Source organism: Rhizobacter terrae (genome assembly GCF_003852895.1).
GTDB classification, from domain to species: domain Bacteria; phylum Pseudomonadota; class Gammaproteobacteria; order Burkholderiales; family Burkholderiaceae_C; genus Albitalea; species Albitalea terrae.
This window is the reverse complement of the sequence record NZ_QUSW01000003.1, coordinates 216,303-230,143: the sequence shown is the minus strand read 5'-3', so window position 1 is coordinate 230,143 and position 13,841 is coordinate 216,303. Positions and strand designations below refer to the sequence as shown.

The 13,841-nt window shown below is 67.3% G+C and carries 9 protein-coding genes and 1 riboswitch; of the genes, 7 read left to right on the top strand and 2 right to left on the bottom strand.

Annotated elements, in window-relative coordinates; all coding sequences use genetic code 11:
• Positions 1 to 28 precede the first annotated feature (28 nt).
• Both DZC73_RS12550 and DZC73_RS12545 read left to right on the top strand, forming a co-directional pair.
• Entirely contained in the window at positions 29 to 2,236 is a 2,208-nt protein-coding gene (locus DZC73_RS12550; protein WP_124540593.1) for a putative bifunctional diguanylate cyclase/phosphodiesterase, read from the top strand.
• Between the two features lie 21 nt (positions 2,237 to 2,257).
• The gene (locus DZC73_RS12545) at positions 2,258 to 3,307 is read left to right on the top strand and encodes a homocysteine S-methyltransferase family protein (RefSeq protein WP_124540592.1); all 1,050 of its coding nucleotides are present in this window, start codon (positions 2,258 to 2,260) and stop codon (positions 3,305 to 3,307) included.
• Between the two features lie 62 nt (positions 3,308 to 3,369).
• On the opposite strand, the gene DZC73_RS12540 is transcribed toward DZC73_RS12545, so the two are convergent.
• Positions 3,370 to 4,284 carry a LysR family transcriptional regulator gene (locus DZC73_RS12540; protein ID WP_161974558.1) on the bottom strand — a complete coding sequence of 305 codons (915 nt, stop codon included), beginning with the start codon at positions 4,282 to 4,284 and terminating at the stop codon, positions 3,370 to 3,372.
• Positions 4,285 to 4,406: 122 nt separating this feature from the next.
• Here DZC73_RS12540 and DZC73_RS12535 point away from each other — a divergent pair, with 122 nt between their 5' ends.
• Positions 4,407 to 5,051, top strand: coding sequence for a YbhB/YbcL family Raf kinase inhibitor-like protein (locus DZC73_RS12535; RefSeq protein ID WP_198414843.1), 645 nt, complete (start codon positions 4,407 to 4,409; stop codon positions 5,049 to 5,051).
• Between the two features lie 53 nt (positions 5,052 to 5,104).
• On the opposite strand, the gene DZC73_RS12530 is transcribed toward DZC73_RS12535, so the two are convergent.
• The gene (locus tag DZC73_RS12530; protein ID WP_124540590.1) at positions 5,105 to 6,307 is read right to left on the bottom strand and encodes an HD-GYP domain-containing protein; all 1,203 of its coding nucleotides are present in this window, start codon (positions 6,305 to 6,307) and stop codon (positions 5,105 to 5,107) included.
• 116 nt (positions 6,308 to 6,423) lie between these two features.
• Positions 6,424 to 6,524: riboswitch (S-adenosyl-L-homocysteine riboswitch) on the top strand.
• Positions 6,525 to 6,583: 59 nt separating this feature from the next.
• Between DZC73_RS12530 and metH the strand changes: the two genes are divergently transcribed.
• The 4 genes from metH (at position 6,584) to DZC73_RS12510 (ending at position 13,838) form a co-directional block, all read left to right on the top strand.
• Positions 6,584 to 9,322, top strand: coding sequence for a methionine synthase (gene metH, locus DZC73_RS12525; protein WP_124541126.1), 2,739 nt, complete (start codon positions 6,584 to 6,586; stop codon positions 9,320 to 9,322).
• A gap of 219 nt (positions 9,323 to 9,541) precedes the next feature.
• On the top strand, positions 9,542 to 11,335 hold the full coding sequence (locus DZC73_RS12520; protein ID WP_124540589.1) for a DUF1800 domain-containing protein: 1,794 nt from the start codon (positions 9,542 to 9,544) through the stop codon (positions 11,333 to 11,335).
• A gap of 17 nt (positions 11,336 to 11,352) precedes the next feature.
• The gene (locus DZC73_RS12515) at positions 11,353 to 12,906 is read left to right on the top strand and encodes a DUF1501 domain-containing protein (RefSeq protein ID WP_124540588.1); all 1,554 of its coding nucleotides are present in this window, start codon (positions 11,353 to 11,355) and stop codon (positions 12,904 to 12,906) included.
• Positions 12,907 to 13,058: 152 nt separating this feature from the next.
• Entirely contained in the window at positions 13,059 to 13,838 is a 780-nt protein-coding gene (locus tag DZC73_RS12510) for an outer membrane lipoprotein (protein ID WP_235835108.1), read from the top strand.
• The last annotated feature ends 3 nt before the right edge of the window (positions 13,839 to 13,841 follow it).

The following is a 13,841-nucleotide window of genomic DNA, read 5'->3' as shown; positions in this document are numbered from 1 at the left end:
CGCGCACGCCGAGCTTCCTGCTGTTTGCATGACTTCCCCCGCCGACGTTCCCCTCCTCACCGAACTGGCCCTGCCACTGCGGTTGGCTGCGGCATTGGCCTGCCTGGGGTGCGGCGCCCTGCTGGCGCTGATGATGGCGCAGCGTGCCGACGGCACGGATGCGCGCGTGGAGCGAAGCTGGCTGGTGACCTCGGCGGTCATCGTCGGCGCCTGCTTCTGGTCAGCCGCCCTGTGCGTGGCGATGGGCATGGCCGGCGCGGGCCGTGTGCCGCTGGCCGGCGCGGCATTCGCACTGCTGCTGTCGATCGCCTCGGCGCTGGTGGCCTTCATCGGCGGCACCTCGCGCCGCAAGCGGCATCGCCCGCCTGCCGCGGCCGGCGCCTCTTTCCTGCTGTTGTGTGTCGTGGCCACGCTGGCGCAATCCCTGGAATGGAAGACCCCGCTGACCGCCGTGCTGGCGGTGTGCGCCGGTGCCATCGCGGCGCAGGTGGCCATGGTGTGGACGCTGTCGCACTGGCAGCGCAACCGCCGCCACGCGCCCTGGAAGCGCAGCATCCAGGCTGCCTTGCCGCTGGGCCTGGCCCAGGCACTGCCCATCGCGGCCATGGCCTTCTGGCTGCCCATGCCCGACCCGGTCATGCCCGCGGGCGAATTGCTCACGGCCGTGCTGGCGTTCGGCATGGCCCTGCTGGCCATGCAGGCCTGGCGCATGGAGCGCCTCATGATGGGCCGCCACCAGCTGCTGGGTGCGCAGCTGCAGCAGGCGCACGCCCACCTTGAACGCACGCCGTTCTCCGATCCGCTCACCGGACTGCTCAGCCGCGTGGGCCTGGAAGCCTCGCTGCGCCAGGCCGCGCAGCAGGCCGAGAACCAGGGCCACCGGGTGGCGCTGCTGCTCATCGGCCTGGACAGCTTCAAGAGCGTCAACGACTCCTTTGGCCACGCACTGGGCGACAGCGTGCTGCGCGAAGTCAGCCGGCGCCTGGTGGAGCATGCCGCTACCCTGGTGGGACCGCCGCGCGTCATCGGCCAGACCCTGGCCCGCCTGGGCGGCGATGAATTCCTGCTGATGCTGCAAGGCCACCTCGACCGGCAGTCGCTGGGGCGCTCGGCCGCCAAGCTGCTGGAGGTGCTGGACGGCCCCATCAACTGCGACGGCCAGGAGCTCAAGCTGTCGGCGTCCATCGGCATCGCCTGCTTCCCGGAAGACGGCGGCGCCTCCAAGCTCATCGTTCGCGCCGATGCCGCCATGCATGCGGCCAAGGCGGCGGGCGGCTGCACCTACATGGCCTTCGAGCCGCGCATGCAAGACGATGCGCGCGACAAGCACGAGCTGCTGCGCGACTTGCGCCATGCCATCGAGAACAAGCAACTGGAGCTGTTCTACCAGCCCAAGATCGACGCCCGCAGCGGGCAGGTGACGGCCGCCGAGGCGCTGCTGCGCTGGCACCATCCGGTGCGCGGCACGCTGAGCCCCGATGTGTTCATTCCGCTGGCCGAGCGCCATGGCTTGATCGGCGCGCTGGGCAACTGGGTCATCGACGATGCCTGCCGGCAGGCACGGGTGTGGCGCGAGCGCGGGCTGAAAATGCGCGTGGCGATCAACCTGTCGGTCTTCCAGATGCGCCAGAACGACCTGGTCGAGCGCATCCAGGCCGCCTTGAAGCGCCACGGCGTGAACCCGTCGCGACTCACCTGCGAGATTACCGAATCGGTGGCGATGGAAGACACGCAGGTCACCCAGCGCACCTTCGAGCGCCTGGGGCAGGCCGGCATCCACCTGTCCATCGACGACTTCGGCACCGGCTATTCCAGCCTGAGCTACCTGCGCCGGCTGCCGGCCACCGAGCTGAAGATCGACCGCAGCTTCGTGATGGACCTGGACACCAGCGATGACGCCAAGGCCATCGTCGACGCCGTGCTCAAACTGGCCCATGCCATCGGCCTGAAGGTGGTGGCCGAGGGTGTGGAGACGGTGCAGCAGCGCGACATCCTGCTGCAGCTGGGCTGCGATGAATTCCAGGGCTACCTGTTCGCCCGGCCCATGTCCGCCCGGGCGCTGCTCTTGTGGGCGGTGGAGGACAAGCCCGCCAAGAACGCATTCCGCGCCTCGCTGTTCGCCGAGACTGACGTGTCCGTGATGGGCGACGCCCCGCGCTCCAGCTCGCAGGACGGCCTGCACAGTGTCCAGGCCCTGCGCGCCCAGCGGCGGCATGGCGGCGCGGCAGGGGGTTGACGGGTTTCCTAGAATCGAGGGATGAACCCGATCGCCTACACCCGCGCCCAGGCGCTGCCCGAGATCCTCAAGCAACGCATCGCCATCCTCGATGGCGCCATGGGCACCATGATCCAGCGCTACAAGCTGACGGAAGCCGATTTCCGCGGCCAGCGCTTCCTGGACCACGGCAAGGACTTGAAGGGCAACAACGACCTGCTGCAGCTCACGCGGCCGGACGTGATCCGCGAGATCCATGAGCAATACCTTGCGGCGGGTGCGGACATCATCGAGACCAACACTTTCGGCGCGACCACCGTGGCGCAGGAAGACTACGCCCTGGCCCACGTCGCCCGAGAGCTGAACGTGGCCGGCGCCAAGCTGGCGCGCGAAGCCTGCGACAAGTACGCCACTGCCGACAAGCCGCGCTACGTGGCCGGCGCGCTTGGCCCCACGCCACGCACCGCCAGCATCAGCCCGGACGTGAACGACCCCGCGGCGCGCAACGTGAGCTTCGACGAGCTCAAGGCCGCCTACTACGAGCAGGCTGAAGGTCTGATGGAAGGCGGCTGCGACCTCTTCCTCGTGGAAACCATCTTCGACACGCTCAACGCCAAGGCGGCCATCTTTGCGCTGGACGAGCTGATGGAGGCGACGGGCGAGCGGCTGCCCGTCATCATCTCCGGCACGGTGACCGACGCGTCCGGCCGCATCCTCTCAGGCCAGACCGTCAGCGCCTTCTGGCACAGCGTGCGCCATGCCCGCCCGCTGGCGGTGGGCCTGAACTGCGCGCTGGGTGCGACGCTGATGCGGCCGTACATCGAAGAGCTGTCCAAGGTGGCAGGCGACACGTTCATCAGCTGCTATCCGAACGCGGGCCTGCCCAACCCGATGAGCGACACCGGCTTCGACGAGACGCCGGAGATCACCGGGAGCCTGGTGGAGGAGTTCGCGAAGTCGGGCTTCCTGAACGTCGCGGGTGGGTGCTGCGGAACGACGCCGGCTCACATCGCGCAGATCGCTCAGCGAGTCGGCAAGTACCAGCCGCGCTGTGTCCAGCACGGCGCGTTCACTTCCTTGCTGGCAGCTTAGTCATTGGCGAGGCAGGCGAGCCGGGGAGCATGGGCTTGCCGGCGTCGGTGACCGTGCCTGACTCAGGCGGCGATTCGATCTGTCTCTGGTGTGCCTTGCAGCCGCTTCGCCACCGCTTCGCCAACAAAGCGCATGAAGGCCTGGATGCGGGCGGTGCGGCGCAGGTCGGGGTGGGTGAGAAGCCACGCGGGGTTGGCCAGCTCTGCGATGTCATCCGACACCGCGACCAGCTCGGGCTCGCCGGCGGCCACGTAGGACGGCAAGATGCCAATGCCGCAACCGCTGCGCAACAGCGCCACCATGCTGCCGAAGGTATCGACACGAAAGCGCACGTGGTTCGGGGGCAGGTGGCTGCGCATCCAGCGTGAGCAGCGGTTGTCGGAACCACCGAATTCGATCCACGGCGACATCCCGAGCAGGGCGTCCAGCTGCGTCTTCCCCTGGGGCAGGGCAGGAGCTCCACGCCTCGCACAGGCGCGGTATTGCACCACCCCCAGTTGACGCCCGACCCAATGGTCAGGCGGTTCGCGCGAGAAGCGCAGCGCCACGTCGGCCTCTCGCCGTGACAGGTCGAGCAATGCGCTGCTTTCGCTGATATCGACCGAGATCCCCGGGTGCGCCTTGGCGAAGTCTGCCAACGCTTGCGAGAGCAGGTATGACACGGTGGCGAACGCCGTCGTCAGGTGGACCGTTCCCTTCAGGCGTTGGTCACGGCCTTGCAGTTGACGCTCGACCTCGTCGATGCGCGGCGCCATGGCCTTGGCTTCGCGCAACAGCAATTCGCCAGCGTCAGTCACCGCGTAGCCCTTGCGATGGCGCTCGAACAAGCGCGTGCCGAGGCCGGCTTCGAGTTGGTCGAGCCGACGCATCGCCGTCGACAACGTGACCTGCAGCTCCCGCGCGGCGCTGGCCAGGGACCCGGTGTCGGCCACCACCAAGACAAAACGCAAGTCATCCCAGTTCATGCCCAGGATCATCGCCCACTCCTTGAATGATTGCAATTTCGCAAGCGGAGGTTGCGATGTTATCGATTGATGCAAGTTCACCTGCTGCGTAGATTTGCCCCTCACCGAGTCCCGGTCCATCCACAGGAGAACCCATGAACACCTTCCCTCAAGCTCTGAGCCCGATCCGCGCACTGTCGGCAGTGACCGTTGTGATCGCGGTCACCGCGATGGCGGCCTGCGGTGGCGGCAACGCCAACGCACAGACCGCGGGCTTCGCGCTTGGCAGCCCCGACCTCGTCGGCAATACCTTCGCCGCCAAGTACACGCTCAATGCTTTCGGATGCACCGGCGGCAATGTCTCGCCGGAGCTGCGCTGGCAAAACGCACCTGCCGGCACCAAGGGTTTCGCACTGCAGGTGCTGGACCTCGACGCGCCGACAGGCAGCGGTTTCTGGCACTGGGCCGTGTACAACATCCCGGCCAGCGCGACGGGTCTCGCGCAAGGCGCAGGCAACGCCGCGTCGTCACTGCCTGCACCGGCCTTCGGCGGCAACACCGACTTCCTGGATACGGGGGCGACCGGTGGCAACGGCAACTATGCCGGCCCCTGCCCACCCACCGGCGACAAGCCGCACCGCTACCAGTTCACGCTCTATGCCTACGGCGTTCCTGACGTGCAGGCTGCAGCCGGCATCCCCCGCTCGGGGACTGCAGGGCTGTACAGCTTCATCCTGAACAAGGGTATCGGCAACCAGTTGCTCGCGAAGACGTCGTTTGTCGCGACCTACGGACGCTGAGCGCGGCGAGATCAATCTCGAGCGGATCCGCTGTCGAGAATCGTGTCGGGGCCTCACAACTGCAGCAGGCGCTGCAGGTTGAGGCGAACCTTCACCTCGTGCGGCGCGACGCCGCCTGTGATTTCGTACGTCTTCTGCCGGATGTCCCTCATCGCCGGCTCGCCCAGCGGCGTGCCGTTGCGGCTGATGATGCTGGCCACCTTCGGTTCGTTGGCCCGCACCCCGCGGCGCAGCACGATGGCCACCTCGGTGCTGGCCAGGCGCACGTAGCTTCCGGGCGGGTAGATGCCCACGCCCTTGATGATGGCGGCGCCTGCCTCGTCGGCCTTCTGGTTCTCGTCGAGATAGGCGGCCTTGGCCGCGGCGATGGCGGGCATGGCCTGGCGCATCTTCCGGGGGCTCAGGCGTGCGGCGAAGATGTCGGCACGCTGGATGAGGCGGGCCAGTTGCATCCACGGCGAGAGTTCGGCCAGCGGGCCGGGCGGCGAGGCATGGTGGTGCTCGACGGCCTGCAGCCACAGGTCGTCGCTGACCCCCAGCTCGCGCATGATCTTCACCGCCTTCGCGGCGTGGCCATCGATCACCTCGCGCTGGCGCGGCGTGACCGGGCCGTCCTGCAGGGCCAGCGTGTCCTGCAGCGTGGTCATCGCGATGTTCATCGTCAACGCCGCGCGCCGCAGCGACACGCGCCATTCGGCCGGCCACGGCAGGTTGCGCGCGGCCAGGTCGCACACGCTGGTGACCAGCAGGGCGTGTGTCACGCTGTACTGGTGCAGCTCGCTGGTGGTGGCGTGGATGAGCGTGAGCAGCCCGGCATCGGTGTCGCCGTCCAGCAGCTCCAGCAGGTCGCGCTCCAGCTTCTCCACGCGCGAGCCGAAGTCGGCCTGCGGCGGATCGTGAAGCATGGCGCTGGCGCGCAGCATCAGGTTGTTCCAGCCCGTCACCGGGTCGGCGATGGACCGGCGGGTGAGCGGCTGCGCAGGGGCCTCGGGCACGTCGGCCGTGGCCTTGGCGATCTGCCCCAGCAGCGCATTGCTGCGGACCATGGAGTCGACCTTGCCGGCCAGCGCCTTCTTGAACTGCTGGGAGTCGTTCTCGTCCACGTAGATGCCGCGGGCGATGAGCTGCTGGCGCTGCGCTTCGGTGGCCACCGTGGCGCCGCGCGGCACGAGCAGCATCCCGGCCGAATCGCGCAAGGCGAAGGGCACCGGGAGTCCGATCTTCAGGATGTGCGGCGGAAGCTGGATGACGGCCATGAAAAACGTTCTGACGCGACTGGACAGACGGCAAGGTTGCCGCGTCGCTTTCATTTCGGCAATTCCTCACCCAACTTGAACCCAGGGGTTTGGAGGCGCCCGCTTACAATCGCGGTTCGCCCAAGGAGCGTTGCGACAACCGTCACGGTTGCCAGGCTTGGGCAGATCGGCCCCCTGCTCCAGCGACGGGCCGGTGTTCCAACGGCGCTCACCCGACCTTTGCGGCCGCGGTGAGTTTCGCGGCCGGTTTTGAAGTCTGACAACCTGCCCGCCGCCATGACCACCGCCACCACCCCTGTCCACGTGCCGCCCATGAAGCTCTCGGGCCTGGAGCCCGTGCTCATCGGCGAGGGTTCGCTGTTCGTGAATGTGGGCGAGCGCACCAACGTCACGGGCTCCAAGGCCTTCGCGCGGCTCATCCTGAACGGCCAGTTCGAGGAGGCGCTGGCGGTGGCGCGCCAGCAGGTGGAAAACGGCGCCCAGGTCATCGACATCAACATGGACGAGGCCATGCTCGACAGCAAGGCCGCGATGGTGCGCTTCCTCAACCTCATCGCCTCCGAGCCCGAGATCGCGCGCGTGCCGATCATGATCGACAGCTCCAAGTGGGAGGTGATCGAGGCCGGGCTGAAGTGCGTGCAGGGCAAGGGGATCGTGAACTCGATCTCGCTCAAGGAAGGCGTGGACATCTTCAAGCACCAGGCCAAGCTGGTGCGACGCTACGGTGCCGCGGCTGTGGTGATGGCCTTTGACGAGAAGGGCCAGGCCGACACCTTCGAGCGCAAGGTGGAGATCTGCCAGCGGGCGTATCGCATCCTCGTCGACGAAGTGGGCTTCCCCCCGGAAGACATCATCTTCGACCCGAACATCTTCGCGATTGCCACCGGCATCGAGGAGCACGACAACTACGCGGTCGACTTCATCAACGCCACGCGCTGGATCAAGCAAAACCTGCCGGGTGCGAAAGTGTCTGGTGGCGTGTCGAACGTGAGCTTCAGCTTCCGCGGCAATGACCCGGTGCGCGAGGCCATCCACACCGTGTTCCTGTACCACGCCATCAAGGCGGGCATGGACATGGGCATCGTCAACGCCGGCATGGTGGGCGTGTACGACGACCTCGAAGCCACGCTGCGCGAGCGGGTGGAAGACGTGGTGCTCAACCGCCGCCCCGATGCCGGCGAGCGCCTGGTCGAGGTGGCCGAGAGCGCCAAGGGCGCAGCCAAGGACGACTCCGCCAAGCTCGCCTGGCGCGCCAAGCCGGTGGACGAGCGCCTGAGCCACGCGCTGGTGCATGGCATCAACGAGTTCATCACCGAGGACACGGAAGAGGTCTACCAGCGCATCAAGGCTGAAGGCGGCCGGCCGCTGCACGTGATCGAAGGGCCGCTGATGGCCGGCATGAACATCGTGGGCGACCTGTTCGGCCAGGGCAAGATGTTCCTGCCCCAGGTGGTCAAGAGCGCCCGCGTGATGAAGCAGGCCGTGGCGCACCTGCTGCCCTACATCGAGGCCGAGAAGAAGGCCATGGTCGACGCGGGCGGCGAGGCCAAGCCCAAGGGCAAGATCGTCATCGCCACCGTCAAGGGCGATGTGCACGACATCGGCAAGAACATCGTCACCGTCGTGCTCCAGTGCAACAACTTCGAAGTCGTGAACATGGGCGTGATGGTCCCGTGCCAGGACATCCTCGCCAAGGCGAAGGTGGAGGGCGCTGACATCATCGGCTTGAGCGGCCTCATCACGCCCAGCCTGGAAGAGATGCAGCACGTGGCCGCGGAGATGCAGCGCGACGAACACTTCCGCGTGAAGAAGATCCCGCTGCTGATTGGCGGCGCGACCACCAGCCGCGTGCATACCGCGGTCAAGATCTCTCCGCACTACGACGGCCCGGTGGTCTACGTGCCCGATGCAAGCCGCAGCGTGAGCGTGTGCAGCGATTTGCTGAGCGACGAGAAGGCGGCGGCATTCATCGACGACATGAAGGCCGACTACGAGAAGGTACGCCAGCAGCACGCCAACAAGAAGGCCACGCCGCTGGTGACGTTGGCACAGGCGCGTGCGAACAAGACGCCCATCGACTGGACAAGTTACGCCGCGCCGCAACCCAAGTTCATCGGTCGCCGCGTGTTCAAGAACTACGATCTCGGCGAACTCGCGCAGTACATCGACTGGGGCCCGTTCTTCCAGACCTGGGACCTGGCCGGACCGTACCCCGCCATCCTCACCGACGAGATCGTGGGCGAGTCCGCGCGCCGCGTGCTCAGCGACGGCCAGCGCATGCTCAAGCGGCTGATCGAAGGCCGCTGGCTCACAGCCAGCGGCGTGATCGGCCTGTTCCCGGCCAACACGGTGAATGACGACGACATCGAGATCTACACCGACGAGTCGCGCAGCGAAGTGCTGATGACCTGGCGCGGCCTGCGCATGCAGACCGAGCGCCCGGTGGTGGACGGCGTGATGCGGCCCAACCGCTGCCTGGCCGACTTCGTCGCGCCCAAGGGCTCGGGCGTGGCCGACCACGTGGGCCTGTTCGCAGTCACGGCCGGCCTGGGTGTGGAGAAGAAGGAAAAGCAGTTCCTCGACGACCTCGACGACTACAGCGCCATCATGCTCAAGGCCCTGGCCGACCGCCTGGCCGAAGCCTTCGCCGAGCGCATGCACGAGCGCGTGCGCAAGGAGCTGTGGGGCTACGCGTCGGACGAAGCGCTGAGCAACACCGATCTCATCGCCGAGAAGTACAAGGGCATCCGCCCGGCGCCCGGCTACCCCGCCTGCCCGGACCACACCGTCAAGGGCGAGATGTTCCGCGTGCTGCAGGCTGGCGAGATCGGCATGGCGCTCACCGAAAGCCTGGCGATGACGCCGGCCGCCAGCGTGAGTGGCTTCTACATCGCGCACCCGGAGGCGGCGTACTTCAACGTCGGCAAGATCGGTGACGACCAGCTCGCGGACTGGTCGCGGCGTGCAGGCCTGGAAGAAGACCAGGTGCGGCGCTCGCTGGCATCCATGCTGTGAGGATGAAGCGATGCGGTTGCAATCGGTGACGCATCGCAACATCTCTTAGTAAAGCCTCCGATTTCGGTCCGCGCCCCGCGCGGACCGAGGCATCGAACGACGCGATTTCCCATCGCTTTGCGCGATTGCCGTTCTGAAACTGCCCCGTTCTGCCAGTTCGGCCCTGGCACGACTGCTGCGTTGCCACGCGCGCACGAAGCAACCACTTCAGGGTCGGACATGACAACAAGAGATGCATCCGCGCCGGGCCGCGCCGCGCAGGCCGTTCGGCGCCTGGGCCTTGCCGCCTTCATCGCGCTTTCACTGGCCGCATGCGGCGGCGGCAAGAACGACGGCGACACCACCACGCCGCCCGCCCAGGTCGAGAAGCCGGGCACGCGCGCCGAGGCCGCCCGCTTCCTCACGCAGGCCACCTTCGGACCCACCGATGCCGACGTCGACCACCTGATGGACGTGGGCTACTCGGCATGGATCGACGAGCAGTTCACCAAGACGCAGGCCGTGTCGCACCGTGCTGCGTGGGAGGCTGCTGACGCCATCGTCAAGTCGACCAACCCCACGGGCACCATCGCGGGCGACGGCGTCGTCAACAGCTTCTGGACGCAGGCGGTGTCCGGCAACGACCAGTTGCGGCAGCGCACCGCCTACGCGCTGTCGCAGATCTTCGTCATCTCGCTGCAGGACGGCGCGCTTGCAGACAACGCCCGTGCGGTGGCGAACTACCTGGACATGCTCAGCGACAAGAGCTTCGGCAACTACCGCGACCTGCTGCAGGGCGTGTCGCTGCATCCGATGATGGGCCTGTACCTCAGCTCCATGCGCAACCAGAAGGCCGATGCCAAGAGCGGCCGGGTGCCCGACGAGAACTACGCCCGCGAGGTGATGCAGCTGTTCTCCATCGGCCTGCAGGAACTCAATGCCGACGGCAGCGCCAGGCTCACCAACGGCGCGCCCGTCGACACCTACGACGCCACAGACATCGCCGGTCTGGCCAAGGTGTTCACCGGCTGGAGCTGGAACTGTCCCGAGTGGCCGGACAACAGCTGTTTCTTCAGCGGCTCGGCCAACGGGAACTCCGACCCGGACCGCAGCTTCAAGACCATGCAGGGGTACCCGCAGTACCACAGCACGGAGGAGAAGAAGTTCCTCGGCATCACCATCGCGCCGCAGACCAAGGCCTCGCCGGACGACAGCCTGAAGACGGCGCTCGATGGCCTGTACAACCACCCCAACGTCGGGCCCTTCATCGGAAAGCAGCTCATCCAGCGCTTCGTCACCAGCAACCCCAGCCCGCAGTACGTGCAGGCCGTGACCGCCGCCTTCGACAACAACGGCGCCGGCGTGCGGGGTGACATGAAGGCGGTGATCAAGGCCGTACTGATGAACCCGGAAGCGCGCACGAGTTCGAACAGCGCCGGCAAGGTGCGCGAGCCGGTGCTGCGCCTGTCGGCGGTGATGCGGGCCTTCGGCTTCAAGTCCGACACCGGCTTCTTCAAGGTGGGCGTGACGGACAACCCCGGCACGCAGCTGGGCCAGACGCCGATGCGCTCGCCCTCGGTCTTCAACTTCTACCGGCCGGGCTATGTGCCGCCGGGCACCGCTGCGGCAGCGGCCAACCTCGTCGTGCCCGAGATGCAGATCGCCCACGAGACCACCATGTCGGGCTACGTGAACTTCATGCGTGACAACCTCATGCTCGGCGTGGGGCAGTACAACACCGTGGTCAACGGCGTGACGCTGAACCGGCGCGACCTGCAGCCTGATTTCACCGGCGAACTCGCGTTGGCCGACAAGCCCGCGGACCTGCTGGATCGCCTCAACGCCAAGCTGATGTACGGCACCATGCCGGCGGCGCTGAAGACCGAGATCCAGGGCGCGGTCGAGAAGATCACCATCCCTGCGCTCAACAGCGGCGGGTCCAACCAGGCGGCCATCGACACGGCCAAGCGCAACCGCGTGAACGCGGCCATCCTGCTGACCATCGTGTCGCCGGAATTCCTGGTCCAGAAGTGAGGCGAGGGGAGAACACCATGACCACCACCAATGCATCCCGCCGCCTGTTCCTGCGCCATGCCGGCGCCATGGCCGCCACCGTCGGCACAGGCGCCGCACCCTTTGCGCTCAACCTGGCGGCGCTGGGTTCGGCCTCGGCGCAGGCGGCCTCCGACTACAAGGCCATCGTCTGCATCTTCCTGTTCGGCGGCAACGACTCCATCAACATGGTGCTGCCCACCGACGCCAGCTCGTGGGCGGCCTACACCGCCACGCGCAACCAGGCCCCCGATTCCATCGCGCTGCTGGCACCCGGCACCGCTGCCGTGGGCACGGCGGCGGCCGGGTCGCCGTCGCGCCTGGGTGGCGTGCTGCCCATCACCCCGCTGAACGCGCAGGGCCGCACCTTCGCGCTGCATCCGCTGATGGGCACGCTGCAGACCATGTTCAACACTGACAAGCGGCTGGCGATCCTGCCCAACACCGGGCCGTTGATCATGCCCACCAGCAAGGCGCAGTACGCGCAGAGCACCTTCCCCAAGCCCGCGCACCTGTTCTCGCACAACGACCAGTCCAACACCTGGCAGACCTTCAAGCCCGAAGGGGCGACCACCGGCTGGGGCGGCCGCATGGCCGACCTGATGGGCGCGCAGAACAGCAAGGCGGTGTTCACCTCGATTTCCGCATCGGGCAACTCGGTGTGGCTGGCGGGGCAGAGCATCAAGCAGTACCAGGTGAGCACCAACGGCGCGATCCGCATCGGCAGCGATTCGAACGGCCGCGTCTACGGCTCGACCGACGTGGCCGCGGCCCTGGAGCGCATCGTCAAGGGCACGCGCGGCACGCACGTGCTGGAGGGTGACCTGGCGGCGATTTCCAGCCGTGCGCTCGATGCCGAGCTGGCCTTGCGCACGGCGTTGAAGGCGCCCAGCGATCCGCTCTTTGGCACCGCGCCCGCGAGCGGCGCTTACAACGCCAACAACGACCCGAAGCTGCAGTACGACAACCCGCTGACCGGCGCGAAGTCGGCCAACCCGCTAGCGCAGCAGTTGCAGGTGGTGGCGCGGCTGATCGACGCCGGCATGGGCGGCGCCATCGGCGTGAAGCGGCAGGTGTTCTTCGTGAGCATGGGCGGCTTCGACACGCACGACAACGAGAACCGCAACCACGCCGACCTGATGGCCAGGCTGGCGCAGGCGCTGCGCTACTTCGACACCACACTGGGCGCATTGAATGCGCGCAATGCGGTGACCACCTTCACCGGCTCGGACTTCGGCCGCACCTTCACGAGCAACGGCGACGGCACCGACCACGGCTGGGGCGCGCACCACTTCGTGATGGGCGGGGCGGTCAAGGGCGGTGACCTGTACGGCAACTTCCCGGTGCTGGGCCTGAAGAACGCGAACAACAACAACTTCGACAGCAGCCCCAACCAGATCGGCAACGGTGCGCTGCTGCCGGAGAACTCGGTGGACCAGCTCGGTGCGACGCTCGGCCGCTGGTTCGGCCTGTCGGACGCGCAACTAATCGACGTTTTTCCGAACTTGAAGAATTTCGATGTGTCCAGGCGTGACCTGGGCTTCATGAGCTGAGGCGTCGGATGCGGCGGAGTGCGGACTCACGCGCTCGCACCCGCTTACATCTGATGCAGCCTGGAGGGCATCGTTTTCCCCTGCTCCATCGTTCAAATGCAGGTGTCGCCGGATTTGGGCCGGCGTCCAGCATTCAAGACCAAGGAGCAACCATGAGCACGACCTCCCCCGACTCGACCTCGACCACGACCGCCTCGCCGGCGGCATCGACAGGCCTGTTCGGCGGCCGGTTCAATCACAAGGCATTGCTGGTGGCTGGCGGCCTCGCGCTGACCGGCCTGGGCGTTGCCGCAGGACTGACGCTGCGCGCGCCGACGGAGCCGCAGATCATGGCGCCGGGATCGGCGCAGGCCGCGAAGGCATCGCTGGCCGCGAACGAAAGCCTGGTCGAGCCTGTGAAGGCAGACAAGGCCGGCACGCCGGTGCCGCCGGCCGATGAGAAGGCGGTGGCACCGCAAGGCGATGCGAAGACGGCGAATGCCGGGGCCACGGCTTCAACGCATGCGGGCACCAAGCACGCCGGCACGGCGTCGCATGCCAACAGCAGCGGCACGGGAACGTCCGCGCAGACGTCCACGCAAACCGCCGCGGTGTGCACGCGCTGCGGTGTGGTGGAGTCGGTGCAGGCCGTGACCGTGAAGGGCAAGGGCAGCGGCGCCGGCGCCGTGGCCGGCGGTGCACTGGGTGCCGTGGTGGGCAACCAGTTCGGCCATGGCAACGGCCGCGCGGCGATGACTGTGCTGGGCGCCATCGGCGGCGGCATGGCCGGCAACGAGATCGAGAAGCGCTCGAAGGCCGAGACGTACTACGACGTGCGCGTGCGCATGGACGACGGCACCGTGCGGACCATCCGCCAGAAGGCCGCGCCGGCGGCGGGCTCGCGGGTGACGGTGGACAACGGCGTGGTGCACGTGGCGGCGCAGAACGCCTGAACC

What these genes read in the sequence shown, in the direction of transcription:
- DZC73_RS12510 (WP_235835108.1), top strand. Translation starts at nt 13,059, where the DNA reads ATGAGCACGACCTCCCCCGACTCGACCTCGACCACGACCGCCTCGCCG.
- DZC73_RS12540 (WP_161974558.1), bottom strand. Translation starts at nt 4,284, where the DNA reads ATGATCCTGGGCATGAACTGGGATGACTTGCGTTTTGTCTTGGTGGTG.
- DZC73_RS12515 (WP_124540588.1), top strand. Translation starts at nt 11,353, where the DNA reads ATGACCACCACCAATGCATCCCGCCGCCTGTTCCTGCGCCATGCCGGC.
- DZC73_RS12520 (WP_124540589.1), top strand. Translation starts at nt 9,542, where the DNA reads ATGACAACAAGAGATGCATCCGCGCCGGGCCGCGCCGCGCAGGCCGTT.
- DZC73_RS12530 (WP_124540590.1), bottom strand. Translation starts at nt 6,307, where the DNA reads ATGGCCGTCATCCAGCTTCCGCCGCACATCCTGAAGATCGGACTCCCG.
- metH (WP_124541126.1), top strand. Translation starts at nt 6,584, where the DNA reads ATGACCACCGCCACCACCCCTGTCCACGTGCCGCCCATGAAGCTCTCG.
- DZC73_RS12550 (WP_124540593.1), top strand. Translation starts at nt 29, where the DNA reads ATGACTTCCCCCGCCGACGTTCCCCTCCTCACCGAACTGGCCCTGCCA.
- DZC73_RS12535 (WP_198414843.1), top strand. Translation starts at nt 4,407, where the DNA reads ATGAACACCTTCCCTCAAGCTCTGAGCCCGATCCGCGCACTGTCGGCA.
- DZC73_RS12545 (WP_124540592.1), top strand. Translation starts at nt 2,258, where the DNA reads ATGAACCCGATCGCCTACACCCGCGCCCAGGCGCTGCCCGAGATCCTC.